Annotated in this window: 19 protein-coding genes; 11 read left to right on the top strand and 8 right to left on the bottom strand. The window is 63.8% G+C overall.

Annotated features, from left to right (window positions below):
* Window positions 1-22: 22 nt before the first annotated feature.
* From A3K89_RS23955 to A3K89_RS23965, 3 genes are all read left to right on the top strand, one after another.
* Window positions 23-967 carry an iron-siderophore ABC transporter substrate-binding protein gene (locus A3K89_RS23955; protein WP_068431732.1) on the top strand — a complete coding sequence of 315 codons (945 nt, stop codon included), beginning with the start codon at window positions 23-25 and terminating at the stop codon, window positions 965-967.
* Window positions 968-1,047: 80 nt separating this feature from the next.
* Window positions 1,048-1,461, top strand: a complete 414-nt coding sequence (locus A3K89_RS23960; RefSeq protein ID WP_157105435.1) for a GntR family transcriptional regulator — start codon at window positions 1,048-1,050, stop codon at window positions 1,459-1,461.
* A gap of 44 nt (window positions 1,462-1,505) precedes the next feature.
* Window positions 1,506-2,297 carry an SDR family NAD(P)-dependent oxidoreductase gene (locus A3K89_RS23965; protein ID WP_068431737.1) on the top strand — a complete coding sequence of 264 codons (792 nt, stop codon included), beginning with the start codon at window positions 1,506-1,508 and terminating at the stop codon, window positions 2,295-2,297.
* 12 nt (window positions 2,298-2,309) lie between these two features.
* Here the strand turns inward: A3K89_RS23965 and A3K89_RS23970 are convergent, their stop codons facing one another.
* Complete coding sequence (locus A3K89_RS23970) at window positions 2,310-2,672, bottom strand: hypothetical protein (RefSeq protein ID WP_068431740.1); 363 nt, start codon at window positions 2,670-2,672, stop codon at window positions 2,310-2,312.
* A gap of 128 nt (window positions 2,673-2,800) precedes the next feature.
* Here A3K89_RS23970 and A3K89_RS23975 point away from each other — a divergent pair, with 128 nt between their 5' ends.
* Together A3K89_RS23975 and A3K89_RS23980 are read left to right on the top strand one after the other, a co-directional pair.
* Window positions 2,801-4,225, top strand: coding sequence for an MFS transporter (locus A3K89_RS23975; RefSeq protein ID WP_068431743.1), 1,425 nt, complete (start codon window positions 2,801-2,803; stop codon window positions 4,223-4,225).
* Entirely contained in the window at window positions 4,222-4,623 is a 402-nt protein-coding gene (locus A3K89_RS23980) for a MarR family winged helix-turn-helix transcriptional regulator (protein WP_068431746.1), read from the top strand. Before A3K89_RS23975 ends, A3K89_RS23980 begins: the two co-directional genes overlap by 4 nt.
* Window positions 4,624-4,632: 9 nt before the next feature.
* Here A3K89_RS23980 and A3K89_RS23985 read toward each other — a convergent pair whose 3' ends face one another.
* The 5 genes from A3K89_RS23985 to A3K89_RS24005 all read right to left on the bottom strand — a co-directional run bounded on the left by A3K89_RS23985 (window position 4,633) and on the right by A3K89_RS24005 (window position 11,767).
* Window positions 4,633-6,486 (bottom strand): carbohydrate-binding domain-containing protein, encoded by a 1,854-nt coding sequence (locus tag A3K89_RS23985; protein ID WP_167674361.1) that lies wholly within the window; start codon window positions 6,484-6,486, stop codon window positions 4,633-4,635.
* 479 nt (window positions 6,487-6,965) lie between these two features.
* Window positions 6,966-8,576: an HNH endonuclease signature motif containing protein gene (locus A3K89_RS26535; protein WP_068431752.1), complete on the bottom strand. Its 1,611-nt coding sequence runs from the start codon at window positions 8,574-8,576 to the stop codon at window positions 6,966-6,968.
* Window positions 8,577-8,619: 43 nt separating this feature from the next.
* On the bottom strand, window positions 8,620-9,588 hold the full coding sequence (locus A3K89_RS23995; RefSeq protein WP_068431755.1) for an arabinofuranosidase: 969 nt from the start codon (window positions 9,586-9,588) through the stop codon (window positions 8,620-8,622).
* Between the two features lie 69 nt (window positions 9,589-9,657).
* Entirely contained in the window at window positions 9,658-10,092 is a 435-nt protein-coding gene (locus tag A3K89_RS24000) for a DUF6069 family protein (RefSeq protein WP_068431757.1), read from the bottom strand.
* A 226-nt stretch (window positions 10,093-10,318) separates the two neighbouring features.
* Window positions 10,319-11,767 (bottom strand): glyceraldehyde-3-phosphate dehydrogenase, encoded by a 1,449-nt coding sequence (locus A3K89_RS24005; RefSeq protein ID WP_068431760.1) that lies wholly within the window; start codon window positions 11,765-11,767, stop codon window positions 10,319-10,321.
* Window positions 11,768-12,016: 249 nt separating this feature from the next.
* Here A3K89_RS24005 and A3K89_RS24010 point away from each other — a divergent pair, with 249 nt between their 5' ends.
* The 4 genes from A3K89_RS24010 to A3K89_RS24025 are packed head-to-tail and all read left to right on the top strand — an operon-like array spanning window position 12,017 to window position 14,621.
* Window positions 12,017-12,514, top strand: coding sequence for a pyridoxamine 5'-phosphate oxidase family protein (locus A3K89_RS24010; RefSeq protein ID WP_068431762.1), 498 nt, complete (start codon window positions 12,017-12,019; stop codon window positions 12,512-12,514).
* An 18-nt stretch (window positions 12,515-12,532) separates the two neighbouring features.
* A complete protein-coding gene (locus tag A3K89_RS24015; protein ID WP_068431765.1) occupies window positions 12,533-12,916 on the top strand; it encodes an STAS domain-containing protein in 384 nt (127 codons plus the stop codon).
* A complete protein-coding gene (locus A3K89_RS24020) occupies window positions 12,913-13,344 on the top strand; it encodes an ATP-binding protein (RefSeq protein WP_068431768.1) in 432 nt (143 codons plus the stop codon). Before A3K89_RS24015 ends, A3K89_RS24020 begins: the two co-directional genes overlap by 4 nt.
* Complete coding sequence (locus A3K89_RS24025; RefSeq protein WP_084424078.1) at window positions 13,341-14,621, top strand: PP2C family protein-serine/threonine phosphatase; 1,281 nt, start codon at window positions 13,341-13,343, stop codon at window positions 14,619-14,621. The genes A3K89_RS24020 and A3K89_RS24025 overlap by 4 nt, the downstream gene beginning before the upstream one ends.
* 23 nt (window positions 14,622-14,644) lie before the next feature.
* Here the strand turns inward: A3K89_RS24025 and A3K89_RS24030 are convergent, their stop codons facing one another.
* Window positions 14,645-15,841: an ROK family transcriptional regulator gene (locus A3K89_RS24030; protein ID WP_068432076.1), complete on the bottom strand. Its 1,197-nt coding sequence runs from the start codon at window positions 15,839-15,841 to the stop codon at window positions 14,645-14,647.
* A gap of 123 nt (window positions 15,842-15,964) precedes the next feature.
* On the opposite strand from A3K89_RS24030, the gene A3K89_RS24035 reads away from it, so the two are divergent.
* Window positions 15,965-16,279, top strand: coding sequence for a WhiB family transcriptional regulator (locus A3K89_RS24035; RefSeq protein ID WP_084424080.1), 315 nt, complete (start codon window positions 15,965-15,967; stop codon window positions 16,277-16,279).
* A gap of 21 nt (window positions 16,280-16,300) precedes the next feature.
* On the opposite strand, the gene A3K89_RS24040 is transcribed toward A3K89_RS24035, so the two are convergent.
* Window positions 16,301-17,326 (bottom strand): LacI family DNA-binding transcriptional regulator, encoded by a 1,026-nt coding sequence (locus A3K89_RS24040; RefSeq protein WP_068431774.1) that lies wholly within the window; start codon window positions 17,324-17,326, stop codon window positions 16,301-16,303.
* Window positions 17,327-17,469: 143 nt separating this feature from the next.
* Here A3K89_RS24040 and A3K89_RS24045 point away from each other — a divergent pair, with 143 nt between their 5' ends.
* On the top strand, window positions 17,470-18,645 hold the full coding sequence (locus A3K89_RS24045; protein ID WP_068432078.1) for a Gfo/Idh/MocA family protein: 1,176 nt from the start codon (window positions 17,470-17,472) through the stop codon (window positions 18,643-18,645).
* Window positions 18,646-18,707 lie beyond the last annotated feature (62 nt).

Here is an 18,707-nt window from a genome sequence, read left to right on the forward strand (position 1 = left end):
GCAGTTGCGGATTCACACGTGGATGGCGAGTACGAGCATAGGGTTGCTGGCGGTAGCACTGGTGTCGTGCAGCGCCGACACCGATCGAGACGCGTCGAGCGACGGTTCCGTCACCATCGAGCACATCTTCGGCAGCACGACGATCGACGAGACGCCGAAACGCATTGTGACACTCGGGGTTTCCGATGCCGACGCAGCCATCGCCCTCGGCACGGTCCCAGTCGGCAACACCGGCTACTCGTTCTACGAGACAGGACTCGGCCCATGGACCGACGAGGCGGTCGGTGACGCACCGCTCACCCTGATCGACTCGGACTCCGAACCGAACCTCGAGCAAATTGCCGAACTTGCTCCAGATCTCATCGTCGGTATCAACGCCGGTTTCGACGAGGACGTCTACAGGAAACTCTCCGACATCGCGCCGACGATCGCGCGCCCCGCGGGCACCGCGGCGTACACGGTCAGCAGGGAGGACGCGACATCCACCATCGCAACCGCCCTCGGCGTCCCTGAACGCGGTGACGAATTGAACCGCGAGACAACCGAATTACTGAGCCAGGCCAAGTCGGACCATCCTGAATTCGCAGACATGACCGGCGTCGCCGTACTCCCCTACGACGGTCAGTACGGCGCGTTCCTGCCAGGAGACGCACGCGGGCAGTTCCTGAACTCGCTGGGCCTCGACACACCCGAGGCCATCACCAGCCAGGACACCGGCGACAGCTTCTTCGTCCCCGTGTCGGCGGAGAACATCGGAATGCTCGACGCCGACGTCGTCCTGTTCCTGAGCACCGACCAAAACGTCGACGTCGTCGCCGAGAACCCTTTGTTCGGTACTTTGCGTGCGGCCCGACAGAACAACGTCATCGCGACGTCGATCGATCAGCGCGGGGCGATCACGTACAACTCGGTCCTGTCGATTCCCTACGCCATCGACACGTTGGTTCCGCGGATCAACACGGACTGATCGCGTACACGGCGGCGCCGACGACACGCCTGCAGCTGAGGCGTTTTTGATGGATTCGAGGCTGTCGAATTCTGCCCCTGGTGGCCCAGAATGTGAGTTACTTCGTTGTCGGCGCTATCCCGCCCGGCGAAGCACGAGGGCTACCCGGGGAGGCGACAGCAATGGAAGAACACCTGTCTCCGACGACTGCCGAGTCGCCAGGCACCGGTGCTGTCGACACCGTTGCGAGTCGGACCAACTCGTCTGCGATGCCGACCTGGGTTCATTCGATCGCCCTGCGGCACTGGCATGCCGTACCTGTCTATTTCCAGCTCGCGACGCAACTGCGAGACCTACACGAACAGGGCGTCATCACTGCCGGCGAACAGCTTCCGCAGCTGCACAGGCTCGCGTCGTGGGTCGGCGTCGGCAAGAAGACCGTTCGCTCCGCCGTCGCCGTTCTCGTGGACGACCGGCTACTGCACCGCAGCGGTGACGATTTTCGCTTCGCCTAGATCCGCAACTCGGGTGGCGCGCCCCGGGTGAATACAGTGAATTCATGCAGCCTCACTCCGACGACGACACCGCTACGCGCACCGCTCTGATCACCGGCGCATCTCGGGGCATCGGCAGAGCAACCGCCGTTGCGTTCGCCGCAGCAGGCTATCGCGTCGCGGTGCATTACTCGTCGGCATCCGCAGCTGCCGAGGAAACGTTGGGACTGCTCGACGGCTCAGGCCACATCGCGGTGTCCGGCGATCTCGCGTCGACGACGGCAGGACCCGGCATCGTCTCCGGCGCTGTCGATCGACTGGGCAGGCTCGACGTACTCGTGAACAACGCGGCAGTCGGCCCCACCGAGCAGAACCGTCATCGCATCACCGAGGACACGTTCGAGCAGTGGGAAGCGGCCTGGCGAGACATGGTGCAGGTCAACCTGATCGGCACCGCGCACCTCTCCTGGGCCTTCGCGCGCCACCTCATCGACAGCGGCCGCCCCGGGGCCATCGTGTCGGTGGGATCGCGCGGCGCGTTTCGTGGCGAGCCTGACTACCCCGCATACGGCGCCGGCAAGGCCGGACTGCACGCGTTCAGCCAGTCGATGGCAATTGCTCTCGCACCGCACGGCATTTCGGTGACTGCCGTCGCACCCGGGTTCGTCTCCAGTGAACGCCAGCTCGGAAAGCTGAACGGACCCGCAGGCGACGAGATCCGAAGCCAGAGCCCGTTCGGTCGAGTCGGTACCCCAGAGGAAGTCGCATCGACGATCGTTCATCTCGCCTCCCCCGAGGCGGCGTGGTGCAGCGGAACGGTCGTCGACATCAACGGATCGTCGTACGTTCATCCCTGAGCCAGGGATGCTCTACCTCGGAGACGTCAACTGCGCGCGAATCGTCACCGCGCCGTCCGGATCGCGCGTCGCCACGGCGTGCGCGTCGTAAGTGCTGTCCCCCAGTGTCAATCGCATCGGCGCACCTTTTCCGAGGAAGTTGCGCCACCAGGTCTTCGCGTCGGGCATGACGCACCCGATCGTGACCGTGTCGCCTTCTCGCCTGTAGCCCACGACGAGAGTGAACTCCTTGCCGGACTTGCGCCCGGTGTAGGTGACCTCCGCCATCGACTCCTTCAGCTTCGCGCCGACCGGTCCACCATGCCGAAGCAGCGGGACGACGCCCTTGTTCACCACGTTCGCAACCGTCCGAAAGATCTGCCCGCCGTCCACCATGGTCGACTCCCTCCGTCGCCGCCCAAGGGTACCGACATGCGGGAAATCCGGCACCGGGACTTGCATGTAGAGCCCAACTAGTTTCATACTTCAGCTAATAGTTGTAGTACTACAAGTATTGGACGCACATGACCGACTTGACGAAGCGGCACCGCTATCTGGTGTTGGCAATCTGCTGCATGAGTCTGTTCCTCGTCAGCATCGACAACACCATCGTGAATGTCGCGCTGCCCTCGATCCGCACCGATTTGAACGCGTCGGTCTCCGGACTTCAGTGGATCATCGACGCCTACACACTCGTCCTTGCTTCGCTCCTCATGCTCGGCGGTTCGAGCGCAGACCGATTCGGGCGCAAGAGATTCTTCATGATCGGCACCGCGACGTTCGTCGCTGGTTCGCTGTTGTGCAGCATCGCGCCGTCGCTCGCCTGGCTGGTCGCGTTCCGTATGGTGCAAGCCGTCGGTGGCTCGATGATGAATCCCGTTGCTATGTCGATCATCACCAACACCTTCACGAATCCGAAGGAACGTGCAGGCGCCATCGGCGTGTGGGGTGGCGTCGTCGGGATCTCGATGGCGGGTGGTCCACTGATCGGCGGGGCGCTCGTCTCGTCGGCCGGGTGGCAGTCGATCTTCTGGGTCAATGTTCCGATCGGGCTCTTTGCACTGTTCGCGACCTGGAAATTCGTGCCCGAATCCAAAGCCGCACACGCCCGCCGTTTCGATCCCGTCGGCCAGATTCTCATGATCGTTCTGCTCGCGAGCGTGGTGTTCACGATCATCGAGATCCCGAGCAAAGGATTGTCGTCGACGCCCATCCTCCTGTCTGCATCGGTGGTCGTGCTGTCCCTGATCGGGTTCTTGTACGTGGAGACTCGACAGAAAGAACCGCTGGTCGAACTGGGTTTCTTCCGATCTGTTCCCTTCTCGGGTGCGACGATCATCGCCGTCTGCTCGTTCGCGTCCCTCGGCGGATTCCTGTTCCTCAACACGCTGTACCTGCAGGACGTACGTGGATATTCACCGCTGCACGCCGGGCTGTACACGTTGCCCATGGCGCTGATGACGCTGATCCTCGCGCCGATCTCCGGACGGCTCACCGGATCTCGCGGCCCCCGAACATCGTTGGTAGTGGCCGGAATCGGATTCATCGTGTCCGGAGCACTGTTGACTCGACTCGGTCCCGACACACCGTTCGTGTGGCTTGCGCTGCCGTACATCGTGTTCGGCATCGGATTCGGAATGGTCAACGCGCCGATCACGAACACAGCGGTATCCGGAATGCCGCGCAGCCAAGCAGGCGTCGCGTCGGCAATCGCGTCGACCAGTCGTCAGGTCGGACAGTCTCTCGGTGTTGCTGTAGTCGGTTCGATCGTCACCGCCGGGATGGTGGGTAGCTTCGCAGACGGCTTCGTCGACGCGGCCCGCCCCGCCTGGTTCGTCCTCCTCGGCGCCGGTGTGGTCGTACTGGCGTTGGCGGTGGTGACGACGGGAACCTGGGCGCGAGCCACGGCGGAACGCGTCGCCGCACGGGTGCCACAGGAGGTGGCGTGAGCACGGAGGACGTTTGGCGCGACATGCGCACGTTGATGTTCGATGTAGCCGATCCGCACGGCGCCGTCGTTGCCGCAACGGGCGTCAGCTTCTTTCGGTGCAAGCTGATGCGGCGGCTTCAGGCCGGCCCGATGTCTGCTGGTGCGCTCGCAGAATTACTGGGATCCGATCCTGCCTACGTCTCGATCACCCTACGTGACTTGGAAGCCCGCGGATTCCTCGTGCGCACGCAGGACCCGGAGGATCGTCGTCGACGATTCGTCGAACTCACCGACGAAGGACGTGACATCGCCGCGCGGGCCGACCGTGCCCTCGCCACGCCCCCGGAGTCGTTCTCGGCCTTGTCCGACGACGACCTCGCGAGCTTGGGACGAATTCTCGCCACACTGCTTGGATAGGCCCTCCGATCAGCGCTGCTGCTGACACCCGCTGTCGAACATCGTCGCCATCTGGACATCCGTCGACGTGAATGTCGGTGCGAGGTAACGCAACTTACCGATCAGCGACTTGGGCAGCGCGTCGAGCGACATCGGATACGTGGAGCCGTCGTCGGGGCTCTGCGCGTAGATCGCGAAGTTGGCGGCACCGTCTGCGTTGAATCCGCCGTACGTCTGCAACGCCTTGGCCACCATCTTCTGGAACGGTGTCAGCCCCAGCGTGTCGAGATTCAGATTCGGGTCGAGCTGAATCCTGACCCCTTCCGGGACGCCACCGGACACCGTTCCGTCCGAACGTGTTGCCGGATAGAAGAATTCCGACGAGTTGTTGGGTATCGCGAAACGCAGCGCGTGGTCGATGACGCCTGCCCTGACGTCCTGAGGGGTGATCATGCCGGCGACGTACGACAGTTCACCACCCGAGTGCGCCGGCCCGCTCGCGTGTGCACCCGATCCCGTGTATGCCGGGTAGCTGGCCTGAGCGATTGCGGTCTTGTTGCTCGCATTGAACGCTTGGAATTCGTACAGGCAGCCGTTGCTCTCGTCGATGATCGACAGATGCGCGTCCGCGTCCGGCGTCGGCTTGTACGACGACAGGTACGGAACAGTGATCGTCTTGTTCGAATTGGTCACTCGCACAGTGGTCGTCGGCGTGCCTGCGGGCGCCTTGTAGATGCCGGTGCTCCACTGCGACGAGTTCACGTTGATCGCGTTGTTCCGGGAGTCGTTCGCGACCATGGTCCGCCACGTCTCGCTGTTCGGATGCACGATCGCATTGGATGGAATCGGCTGGTTCCAGAAGGAATTGGCGGCGAAGTAGTTGCCGTTGTTCGAAGCCGGACTCGTTCCCGCCGGAGTGATCGAAAAGTGCTGGTGCCCATTCTTCGTCGGGTTCGACACCGCGACCGAGACCGTATGAAGTCCGGCGGTGACGTTCGTGGTCGTGTGGTAGCGCCCCCAGGTCTGATTGGGCCAATAGTCGATCAACGACTTACCGTCGATCTTCGCCTGCACTCCGACGAATCCGGTTTGAGCGTTGACGTTGTAGGTGCCCGACGTCGGGAAGTTGATGGAGCCGGTGTAGAGAACCGAAAAGTTACCTGCGTTGACGCCCGGGGCGGGAGACTGTGCGTCCCAGGTGTTTCCGACCGAGTACTCGCACCGACTCGTCACCGGCGTGCCAGTCGCGGTCAAGTTGTTGTAATACGCCGCGAGGTACATGTTGACTCCGCATTTGCCGGTGTCGACGGGCGGCGTGGTGGTCGGCGGCGTCGTGGTAGTCACCGGCGGCTTCGTCGTCGTGGTCACCGGCGGCTTCGTCGTCGTGGTCACCGGCGGCTTCGTCGTCGTGGTCACCGGCGGCTTGGTGGTTGTCGGGGGTTTGGTTGTCGTGGGGGCCGCGGCGATCGCGGTCACCGAACCGATGTATGCGTTACGGTCACACAACGATCCGTATCGGTAATCGTTGGTGAATGTGATTGCAACAGAGTGGCTTCCAGCTGGGAGCGCCGTCTTGATCGTGTAGTTCGCCCAGATCCCGGACAGTGTCGCGGTGCCCACCGCTTTGCCGTCGACGGCGACGGACACTTTGGCCGCGCCCAGGCAACTGTCGCCGCGCGCACGGAGCGTCAGTCCCGTCGCCGACGGGGTGGTCATCTGAGCCGTCGCGGTCGACTGGGACCACATTCCCAGCGTTCGCCCACCTGGGGCAGCACTCTCGTCGAACACCGCGCCGGACGTCGACGGCGACAGCACGAAGGCAGGCGCCAGCGCGACAGCGTCTTGGGCCACGGCGTGCGGCGATCGAATTACGGCGCCGGCCACCAGGGACAAAATTGCGATAGGGACGAGCGCAAAACGGTTCATCTATCCGCCTCGGTAGGAATACCCCAATGGCATCATGAACCCCAGTAGTTAACAATAGACACAGAGTTTGTCTTGGCGCACGTATGGAACCGACTGGTTGCTCTTCGGCGATTAACCGACAGATAGCTTTTTTCGCGCGAATTATCCCGAGATACGTAGGTCATGGAATCGCTTGGCGTGCTTAGCAATACGAAATACTTCGACGGTAGCAGGCCGAGACCGAACCCTGAAGGGTTTCGCGTGCGCGTCGATGTCGCGCTCTAGGCACCCGTACAGCAGACACGGCGCCCCCGCCTCGACGGACTACCGCGACCACGTCTGGCCCTGCACCGGGTTGTTTGTCCGATGCAGGGCTGGTGTGCAGTGGTGTGCGGCGACCGGTTTATGTCGGGTCGTTCTGCTCCGGGCACCCGTTCTGCTCCGGACACCTGGTCTGCTTAGGGGGCTTCGGTTCGAGGGCACGGGTCGTCGGAACGGGTCGACGCTGGCGGGTGGGATGAATTCGGGGTGCCGGTCGGTTCCATCACCACTTCCCAATCGGAGTGGTGCAGTATCCGGTGGTGGTATCCGCACAGCAGGACCAGGTTGTCCAGGACCGTCGGTCCGCCATCGATCCAATGCTGAATGTGATGCGCTTGCGTCCACGCCGGGGGTTGCGTGCAGCCGGGGAAGGCGCATCCGTGATCGCGTGCGACGAGTGCTCGACGCTGTTTGCGTGAGGCGAGCCGTTCGGAATGCCCATGGTCGATCGGCACATGATTCTGGTCGAGAAAGATCGGATGGAGGATGCAGTCACAGGACAATCGGCGTGCGGTCGTGACGGTGACCGGCCCGGTCCACGGCACCCAGCCGACACCGGCGTCGTCGATCAGGTCACGGTAGAACGAGGTATCGCGAACACGTTCGTTCCTGGGCCCAGCATCGCCGGCCTCATCGAACTGCTGTGTTTGATTGAATTGCTGGGCCCAGGCGGTCCAGTGGTCGGCTTCGTTCCAGGTATCGCTGTAGGACAGCAGCTTCACCCGCAAGTCTGCGGATGCGGCCGGGTCCCAGCCCCCGGTGATATCCCAATCAGCGGGGGTATCGCGTCCGGTCACCCGGGCGATTGCATCGTCGGCGAGCAGTCGGTGGAGTTCGTTGTCCCGCGCGGCGTTCCAGTGATGTGGGTGTTCTGCGGGTTCGTCGTCGTAGCGTTCGTGTGGTTCGTGGTCGACGTGGTTGCGGGTGCGGTGGATGTCGGCGAGGTGATCGGCGCGGATGTGCAGGTTGATGTGCGGCTTCTCCCCGCCCTCGGTCGGTCCTGTGCCCGAGGCGAGGTAGCGTTCGACGAGTTCGGTGAATCCGTCGGCGCGGCGTTTGGCCGGGGTACGCGGGTCGGGGGTGCCGTCGTGCGCGGGAACGGGTTTCGACAAGGCTGACAGTGCGGTGAGGAATTGTTCTCCGGTGGCTGCGTCGAGGTCGGCTTTGACCGCGACGCGGCCGTTCAAGGTGGTCGAGGCGTGCAGGGTGTTGCGGTCGAGGTCTTCCGACGGCGGCGGGTCGTCCGAGTCGAAGATGTGCTCGAGAGTCTTGATGCCGTCCCGGACGACGTCGCGGCTGGCGCGGGGACCGGTCGCGGCGGCGACCAGGGCCGCCAAGGCGGGTTCCATCGCTTCCTCGGGCATGTTCGCCGGCGGCTTCTCGCAGAAGTTCAGCAGCATCACTGCCAGATCGATGGGCATCGATCCGGTGTAGAACGCGTCGGCGACGGGCTTGTGGTGTTTCAGTCCGCGGGCCAGGGCGAGGATCCGGCCTGCTGCGGTGTTGTCGAGCAACGTCGACGCCACCAGCCACGGCCGCACAGTCTTGAACCCGAGGACCTCGGCGGGAACACGATCGTCGATCGCACGCACCAGCCGGATCCGTTCGATCTCCAAATCCTGAATCTTCTGCGACAACGCGACGGCATCCTGAAGAAGCTCCCGCTCGGATCTGCGCCACGTCTCGTCCGACAAATCGCCGGTCACAACACCGGCATTCATCTCGATCGTGTCTGCGTCCCCGCCCATGAACCAAGACTATAGAACAGATGTTCGAATCGCAAGGCTTCTGTCAGGCGGGTTCTCTCAGCACGCCCACGTGCCTGACCGTTCCGGACAACCCCGGAAGCTCGTTCACCGGCGACCAGGTCCGCATCCCGTCCGAGCTGTCCGAGTAGAGGTACCTGTTCTCGGTGTACTTGTCGAGATAGATCCGCCAAGCCCCGTTGGGCAGCTGAACCACCGCAGGCCCTTCGACGAACGACCCCCAGTTTCCGGGCGGCACGAACGTGTAGGGCCCGGCCAGGGACGGCGAGACCGCATGTTCGACGACCTTCGTCGTTTCGTTCTTGGTGAACGCGTGATAAGTGTTCCCGACCTCGACGACCGTCGTGTCGATGTGGTCCGCCCCGATCCCTGCCAGCGGTACCGGGAAACTCCACGCGGTGAGCGACGGATTCAACGCCGTCATCAGGTAGGGCACGAACCCGCCACCCGTCGACAACGAGACGATGACATTCACGCTGCTGCCGTCGACGAACCACTCCGGCGCCCACGCCTTGGTGGTGAACGGCGACAACGACGGGCCGTCCGACGACCCTGCAGATCCCGTGAACCCAGGCAGACTCGCGGAACCCGTCCCATCCCCTGTCCCCGGCAAGAATGCACAGCAGAACGGAACCGGGTAGTTCCCCATCGGGGTCCAGCTGACGCGATCGACGCTGCGCGCGAAACCGATGGTTGCCCCGCTGCCGGTCGTGTACGTCAGGTAGTACGACCCGTCGGTGTGCCGGAAGATACTCGGGTCACGCACCAGCCCCGCCTGCGGCCGGAACGCACCGAGCTGCACGGGCGCGAACTGCGTGCCGTCTCCGGACTCGTACACGTCCATGTCACGGTCGTTCGTGTTGCTGAACGCCACCATCGTGTATCTCCAGGCGGACGGTTCGGCGCCACCGATCCCCTGCCCCGAAACAAGCAAGGCGACGACGGCGAGCAGTACGAGACCTATCGAAAAGCGGGACCCCCCGGTCTTGTTCACCGAAGCAGTATGGCTGAAAAGCGCTCGGTACGGGCGGGTTCGGGCAGGGTGCTCTTCGCGATCGTGCGATCAACGCCGCGGATCCACAAGGCGTCGACGCATCGCTTCCAATCCGAAGAACACGACGGCGGCGATGACGACGTGCATGAGCGACAGCATGACCGTGGAGGCTGCGTCGAAGTCGGCCGAGATGGTCATTGCAATCGTGGCCAGTGGCGCGATCACGCCGACGACCTGAGCCACCCGCACGACACCGACCCATCGCAGCGACACGAGCGCAGCCAACCCCATGCCGACGACCATCGGCACGACCGTCAACATCACTACACCTCCGGGCGCGACGGCCATGGTCTCGCCGGCGTCTGTCAGTTCGAACGATCCGCCTGCAGCGAGTCCGATCAGCCACAGCACGAGGTTGGTCGCGAGCGCGGCAAGCACCGAGAAAAGAACTGCCTGCCACCGAGAAAGCGACAGTGAACGAGTGGTCGAAGCCGAAATCGCCATGATTGGGTCCCGTCGTTGATGGGTTGCATCGAACTTGTCGACGGATCCGACTTGGCGCGACCGCGGAACTCATCGGACACCGTGAAATCGCGCGTAGTCGGATGGACGGATGAAGGCATCCTCACGTTCGGTCGTCGCCACTGTCCAGACGGGCCTAGTCGATCTGCTTCGTAACGACGAACTCCCCGCACACCCGGCTCGGGCGTGCGGGGAGCGTCGGGCACCGTCAGTTGTTCGACGCGACTGCCGGATAGATCGGGTACTCGATGCCCGACAGGTACTGCACCGTACGCACGACCTGGCTGGAGTAGCCGAATTCGTTGTCGTACCAGACGTAGACGATGGCGGTGTCGCCGTCGACGATCGCAGCGTTCGCATCGACGATGCACGCGGCCCTCGAGCCGATGAAGTCGCTCGAGACCGCGTCGGTTGCCGCCGTGTAGTCGAGGTTGCGGCTCAACGGGCCCGTCAGCGATGCGAGCCGGAGCGAATCGAGCACCTCGCCCTTGGTGCTCTCACGCTTCAACTGGAGATTGAGGATTGCGACGGAGACGTCCGGTGTGGGAACGCGGATCGAATTTCCGGTGATCTTGGCCTTCAGCTCGGGCAGCGCCTTCGCGACGGCCGACGCTGCACCGGTCTCGGTCAGTACGAGGTTGAACGGCGCGGAACGTCCACGACGGTCCGCGTTGTGGAAGTTGTCCAGCAGGTTCTGGTCGTTCGTGAAGGAGTGGACGGTCTCGACGTGTCCGCGCACGATGCCGAATGCGTCGTCGAGCGCTTTCAGCGGCGGGACGATCGCGTTCGTGGTGCACGACGCGCACGAGAAGATCTGTTCGTCGGGGTTCTGAGTCAAGTGGTTGACCCCGTGCACGATGTTCGGGACGTCACCCTTGCCGGGGGCAGTGAGCAGAACTTTGGCGATACCGGGACGCAAGTGCGCGGACAGCCCGTCGCGGTCGCGCCACTTACCGGTGTTGTCGATCAGAATCGCGTCGTCGATGCCGTGTTCGGTGTAGTCCACACCCGACGGGTCGTTGCTGTAGATGAACTTGATGACGTTGCCGTTGGCGATCAGCGCGTTGTTCTCCACGTCGATCTTGATCGTGCCGTTGAACTTGCCGTGAACCGAGTCGCGTCGAAGGAGCGACGCGCGCTTGGCCAGGTCGCCTTCCCCGCCCTTGCGCACGACGACGGCTCGCAGATTCAGCCCTCCGCCCGATCCCGACTTCTCGATCAGCAACCGAGCGACGAGGCGACCGATCCGGCCGAATCCGTAGAGCACCACGTCACGCGGCCCGGCGTGCGGCTCGTCGGGGTCAGCGCCGGTGACCTCAGCCAGTTGTTCTGCTGTGAACGCGGGGACCGACAGTCCACGATCGTCGGCGTGGTACGCCATCACCAACAGAGCGAGATCGATCTTCGACGGCCTCAGATCCAAGTCGGCCAGTGCCTGCAGGAACGGGAACGTCTCGTCGACCGACAACTCCTCGCCGCTGATCTGCCGAGCGAAGCGGTGTGTTCGAAGAATGCTGATCACCGACTTGTTCACCAGCGACCTGCTGTGCAGAAGGATCGTCACATTCTTCGCGCGATGCAATGTACCGATGATCGGGATCATCGACTCTGCGATCGCTTCCTGGGCATTCCAACGGGCGAGTTCTACTGAGGACACGAGGACATCCTAGGTTCCCCGGATTTCGCCTCGCCGTCGCATCCTCGAAACGTACGAGCGGAACATACTCGGGCGTCCAAGCTGTCCGCACGCAGTTCGACCGACCGGAAATCCTGAATCAATTCAGTCGGAATCGGCTGTTGCCGTGTGAATCTGCGCCTGAGCGAACCGCTGCACAGACGAACGAATCGAGCCCGACGGTGTCGAGGTGGTGTTTCCTTCAAGCTCGAGACGGGTAACTGTGGCGGCATGACTTCCACCGACGACCACACAGCCGGAATCACGAAGGTTGCCGAGCTGATGAGCGATTCCAAGCTGTGCATGTTCACGACCGTCGGCCGCGACGGGCATTTGCTGTCTCGACCGATGGCGTTGCAGGAGACGGAGTTCGACGGCGACTTGTGGTTCTTCGCCCGCAACGGTTCACGCAAGGTCGAGGACATTCGTGCCGACGATTCGGTGAACGTCGCATTCCAATCCGGCACTGCCTGGGTGTCTTTGTCCGGCAGCGCGGAGATCGTCGTCGACGATGTCGCGAAGAAGAAGGATCTGTGGAACCGAGCTGCGGCCGCCTGGTTCGACAACGGGCCCGAGTCCACCGAGGTCGTGCTGATCAAGGTTCGCGCGGAGGGTGCAGAATATTGGTCGGCGCCGGGTTCGAAAGTCTCCACACTCATCGCCTACGCGAAATCCCGCATCACCGGCGAAAAACCGGATGTGGGAAGCAATGACACCGTCGACCTCTGACCGAAAGGCGAACGATCCATGACGACCGAGCCTCCGGGCAGGCATTTTCATGCACAGGTGACCCGCGATGGGCAGGTGACCATCTTGACAGTCAGCGGCGAACTCGACGTGTCGACTGTGCGCAACCTGGCAGACACTGCACGGCCGGTAGCCGAATCTGCAGAGGCCGGCTTGGTCGTCGATTTGTCCGACGTGCGGTTCCTGGCGTCGAGCGCGATCACCGAACTGGTCCGTACCCACGAGCATCTGCCGGCCGCTGCGACGATGGCGCTCGTCGCAGTGAACAATCAAGTTGTGCTGCCGATTCAGCTGAGTGGTATCGATCGAGTCATGTCGACGTTCGCGAGCATCCCTGCCGCGGTCGCTTACATCCGGGATCGAGCTCAGGCGGCTCGATCGTGACCGAGACCTCGACGGGCGAGCCCGGTTTGGACCCCGACCGGTGGACACACACCAGCCCCGCCGCGCCGGACGCCGCCACCACGTTGCGACGCCGTGTACGCAAGTGGGCAACAGGGCTGAAGGTCGCTGACAGCGTCGTCGACGCCATCGAACTGGCGTCGTACGAGGCGTTGGCGAATGTCGTCGAACATGCCTACGCCCGCTCCGAGAACAAAGGAGAGATGACGCTGACGGCCATCCACGAATCGCACGCGCTCAGCGTGACCGTCTCCGACACAGGGACCTGGCAGCCGCCCACTCCGACACCCGATCGCAGCCACGGTCTCGCACTCATCGAAGCGGTCAGCGACAACCTCGATGTCGACAACACCGACGACGGCACGGTGGTGACCATCGTCTGGAGTCTGTCGGAACCCGCGTCGTCATGACCGCACCCGGCAGTCCCGAAAGCCTTTCGGCCGAAGGGATCTCGGAGTTCATCGACGATGCTCCCTGCGGGATCGTCGTCGTCGACGCGGACTCCGAGGCCGTTCGTTACATCAACACGACGTTGCTCCGCCTCGTGCGACGCGATCGCAGCGATGTGATCGGATCGCCTCTCACGCGGCTGTTCACCGACGACAGTGTCGAGACACTGTCGATTCTCCTGGCTGTCGCGTCGCACTCCGACGGTACGTCGATCGGGGCCGCAGCCGATTTGGCCGCACCGGACTCGACGCGCGGTAATCCAGTGTCACTCGTGGCCAATCACCGCGTATCAGCGAGTGGCGACGCCGCGGTGGTCATCTCGGTTCACTCCACGGGCGATCACGTAGTGCGAGAAAATGCCTTGATCTCCGACCGCGACACAGCGCACGCGGCGCAGATCGACGCCGAAGCAGCTCTGGGGCGAACTCGGATCGCGCTCGACGAGTCCGAGGACGCCAGGAGAGTCGCCGAGGCGGAGCGAACGCAAGTCCAGGTTCTCGCTACGACCTTGCAGCGGACGTTGTTGCCTCCCGTGTTGGCAGCACCACCCGGCATGGAAGTGGCAGGCTTCTATCACCCCGCGTCGCTGGACGAGGTGGGCGGCGACTTCTACGACGTGTTCCCGTTGGACGAGGCCACCTGGGCGTTCTTCCTCGGAGACGTCAGCGGCAAGGGCGCAGGGGCGGCTGCCGTCACATCGCTCACCAGGTACACGCTGCGCGCAGCAGCGGTATTCGATCGCGACCCGATCGCCGTCCTGCACAATCTCAATTCCGTTTTGCATCAGGAGTTTCGGGGTGACGATCCCCGATTCTGCACAGTCGTGTACGGAACGATCACACTCGGCGACGACGGTGTCGTGGTCCATCTGGCCAGCGGAGGACATCCCCCGGCGCTACGGCTACAAGCAGACGGCACAGCCGAGTATGTGCACACCCGCGGCGGCCAGCTCGTCGGGGCGTTCGCGTCCGCCCACTTCGTCGCGGCGACCGTGGATCTGCGGCCTGGGGACGTCTTGGCCTTCTACACCGACGGTCTCACCGAAGCTGTTGTAGGGCCTGGTCGGGCTCGGTACGACGACGACGGTGCACTGCAGTCCTTCGCGACGGCAGCCGCGCCGACCAGCGCACAGTCGATCATCGGCCGTCTGGCCGAACTCCTCGACAGTTTCGGCAGCGGTCTGCAGGACGACGTGGCTCTGTTGGCGCTCGGACTGCCTGCGACATCGGACGATTGACACCGCGCCCGCCGCTCGCCCGGTCAGGCCGAGGCCGAACTCGCACGCAGCGAGGCATCGATGGCGTCCGAACTCAACACGCGATCGGAAACCAAGGCGGCGCAGCCGATCACACCGGACTGGCCACTGTGCATGGTGGCTCTGATGGTCAGGTTGCGGGTGGCCAGAGCCGTCGCACGTCCATAGACCGTTTCCCGCAGTCCTGCGACGAAGATGTCGTACGACTTGGCCATGTCTCCGCCCAGGACCAGAATTTCCGGGTTGAGCAAATTCACTGCGCCGGCGAGTGTCTCGCCGATGTGGCGTCCGCTGTCGCGGATGAGCCGTCGCGCTTCGGCATCTCCGCCGACCGCGAGATCGACGACGTCTCGGATATGTCCGACCGAACGCCCTTGGTCCTGGAGCGCGTGAACCAGAGCCCACCCGCCCGCTATTGCCTCGAGACAACCGGAGTCCCCGCAGCGACATGCCACGCCTGCAGCCGCGGCCGTCTTGGTATGCCCGAACTCGCCTGCAGCACCCAAGGATCCGCGTTGCAGCACTCCGCCCGCAATGATCCCGGCACCGAGACCGGTCGACGCCTTCACCAACAGAACGTTCTCGAAGTGTTCTCGGGTGTCGCGTCGTTCGCCCAGGATCATCGCGTTCGCGTCATTGTCGAGAAAGACTGGCGCGGAGGTCAATTGGCCGAAGTAGGGCGCCAGTGGAACGCCGTCCCATCCGTGCATGATCGGCGAATCGAGACTGCACCCACGCACCGTGTCCGCGGTACCGGGTATGGCCAGTCCGACCCCGAAAATTCGGTGGCCGGCGCGTCCTGCGTCGTCGATCAGCGCGTCGAACCGTGTGGTGATCTGCGGCATCAGCTCATCTGGTCCGACGCCGATCTCCTGGTCGACGGTATCCCCCGCCAGGAAGTCACCCCCGACGGTGAACACTGCCAACTGCGAGCGACTGCGTCCGATCGCGGCAGCGAGCACGATGCCTGCGTCGACATCGAACGACAGTCGCGCAGGCGGTCGACCGCCGGTCGACCGATCGTCCTCGGTCTCGACGACGAGTCCGAGCGCACTCAGCGCATTGACACGCGACACGATGGCCGAACGTGACAAGCCCGTGTGTTTGGCCAGATCGGCGCGGGTCGTCGCAACTCCGTCACGAACAAGCGCGAATACGGCACCCGCGGTGGCAGAAGGCGCGCTGGGTCGCGGTGTTCGCATGAGGCCATTGAACCAACTGGACATGACAACAGCAACATACTTACGACTTTTAAATACCTAAGTGGGGTTGTTTAACATCCGAAGTCGCTCTAGGGTGGTACCCGAGGACCTGAAGGAGGAGCAATGACATCACCGAGAGTCCGCGACGTTCCGACGAAAACCGTGTGGCTGCCTCCTGCCGTGACAGAAGAGTGGGACTGGCAGCTCCACGGAAAATGCCGCGGCCACAGCTCTTCCCAGTTCTTTCACCCGTACGACGAGCGCGGGCACGCGCGGGTGCGCCGAGAACAGGAAGCCAAGGCGATCTGCACGGGGTGCCCAGTGCTCGAGCAGTGTCGTTCGTATGCGCTCAAGACCCGTGAGCCGTACGGTGTCTGGGGCGGAATGTCGCAGACGGAGCGGGCGGATTACCTGAGGGCGCAGCGCAAGACAGCGTAACGGTCGCGGGCCCTGGGGTGGTCAGACGACTCGGTCGGTTGCCGCAGGCACCGGACCAGTAGTTGCCCGCACCACGAGACGGGGTCTGAGGACCGTCGACGCCGCCTCGTCGCGGCCGTCGTCGAGCCGCTCGACCGCAGCGCGCACAGCCCTGACTGCCTGCTCCTCCGGCCGCTGGCTGACGGTCGTGAGATCGATGTGCGCCATTCGGGCGAGGGTACTGTCGTCGTACCCGGTGACCGACACGTCGCCGGGTACCGCGAACCCATTGCGCCGCAACGCATCCAGAAGACCGGCGGCGCTGAGATCGTTGGCTGCCACGATTGCGGTGGGCCGCGGCCCCGAGGAACCGAACAACTCGTGGACGGCGCGCGGCGCGCAGTTCTCGGTGAAGTCACCGTCCACTACGCACTCGTACTCGGCAAGGCCGTGCCTGCGCATCGCGCGACGATACCCAGCCGATCGATCGATCGCGATCGATCCGGAGCCGCCGGTCAAATGTGCAATTCGGCGATGCCCGAAGTCGACGAGATGATCGACGACGTCACTCATGCCGGGCGAATCCCCGGCGCGCACGACATCGACACCGGCCCCGGTGACGCGACGTCCGACGGATACGACGGGCACACGCTCGGCCCACAGCATCAGCGACTCCGCGGGGGCTTCGGGTCCGAGAAGAACGACAGCCTCGCATCGAAAATCCAGAAGCGTCTCGATCACCTTGGACTCGGGGTGCGTCGACGTGACGGCGCCGAGAACTATCTCGTACCCGACCGCGTCTGCCGCAGCCACCATGTGCTCGACCATCTCGGCATGGAAGGGGTTGCGGATGTTCGTCATGACGCCGATCAGATGCGTGCGTCGCAGGGACAGCAAAGCCGCGGTGCGATTCGGGCGATAGTCGAGCTCGGCGGCGACCTCGAAGACCCGCTCCTTGGTCTCGGCGCTCGGGCCCGGTACCCCTCGGAAGATCATCGAGACGAGCGCCTTCGAGACACCCACCCGATCCGCAATGTCCTGCATCGTCACCGAACGCCCGTTACCCATGCGCCCTCCTCGCTTCGACGGTTCCGATCATCGCCTACGCCGCCTTGACATGGCCGTGACCGGTGTCTCATAGTAGCCATATTAGACCGGTCAAATAGATCGAACTAAATGTGCAACTCCCCACGACAGAAAGCATCACGCTCATGAGACAGGACTCCATCGGCGTTGCCGTCATCGGCGGCGGAATGGCCGGCCGCGCCCACGCAGCCGGATACCGCATGGCATCGACCCTGTTCGGTACCGACCGTCCCGACGTACGGCTCGTCGCGATCGCCGACACGAACGAGGCCATCGCCGACGACACCGCCAAGCGCTACGGCTACGAACGTGCGGAGTACAGCTGGCAGGCCATCGCCGCTGCCGACGACATCCAGGTCGTCAGCGTCGTCGTCGCCAACCACCTGCACCGCGAGATCGTCGAAGGACTCCTCGCCGCGGGCAAGAACGTGCTGTGCGAAAAGCCCCTCGCCGGTTCCATCGCCGACGCTCAGTCCATGGTCTCCGCAGCAGCGTCCGCGACCGGCATCGCCTCCGTCGGCTACACCTACCGCCGCTCCCCCGCGGTCCAGGCCATCGCCGACGAACTCGAAGCCGGCCGCCTCGGCGACATCGTCCACTTCGACGGCCGTTACCGCGCCGACTACTCCCTCGATCCCACCGGACCGATTACCTGGCGCTACAAGGGCGGCCTCGGCACCGGCGCCCTCGCCGACGTCGGTAGCCACCTGATCGACCTCGCCGAATACGTCGCCGGACCCATCACCTCGGTCCGTGGCGCGCAGTTCTCCACTGTCATCACCGAACGCCCCGTCCCCGTCGGTGTCACCTACGGCCACACCAAGGCCGACACGACGGGCGAGATGGCTGCCGTCGAGAACGAGGACGTCGCCACCTTCACCGTGCAGTTCGAGGGTGGGTTCGTCGGAACGTTCTCCGCTTCCCGTGTCTCGCACTGCAACCCGGACGGGCTCTCGTTCGACGTGTTCGGCACGAAGGGCTCCGCGTCCTGGGCACTCGAGCGCGCCTCGGAGTTCCACATCTCCACCACCGACATCGACGACACGGTCAACGGCCGTCGTCAGGTCATCATCGGACCCCAGCACCCCTACATTCGCGGCGGCCTGCCCATGGATGCCGGCGGCGTCGGACACGGCAAGGCCGAGTTCTTCGCCTATCAGGCACGTGCGTTTCTGGATCAGGTTGCTGGAATCCAAGGTTTGCCCGAGCTCCCCGACTTCGCGCACGGCCTGCGCGGCATGCAGATCGTCGCCGCCATCACCGAGTCGGCCGCAGGCAACGGCATCGCCGTCAAGATCTGACAGTCGGGGGGCTCCGTCCCCAACAGCCCCCGAAAAGACCACCACCGCAGACTCTTACAAGG

Source organism: Rhodococcoides kyotonense (assembly GCF_001645385.1).
Lineage (GTDB): Bacteria > Actinomycetota > Actinomycetes > Mycobacteriales > Mycobacteriaceae > Rhodococcoides > Rhodococcoides kyotonensis_B.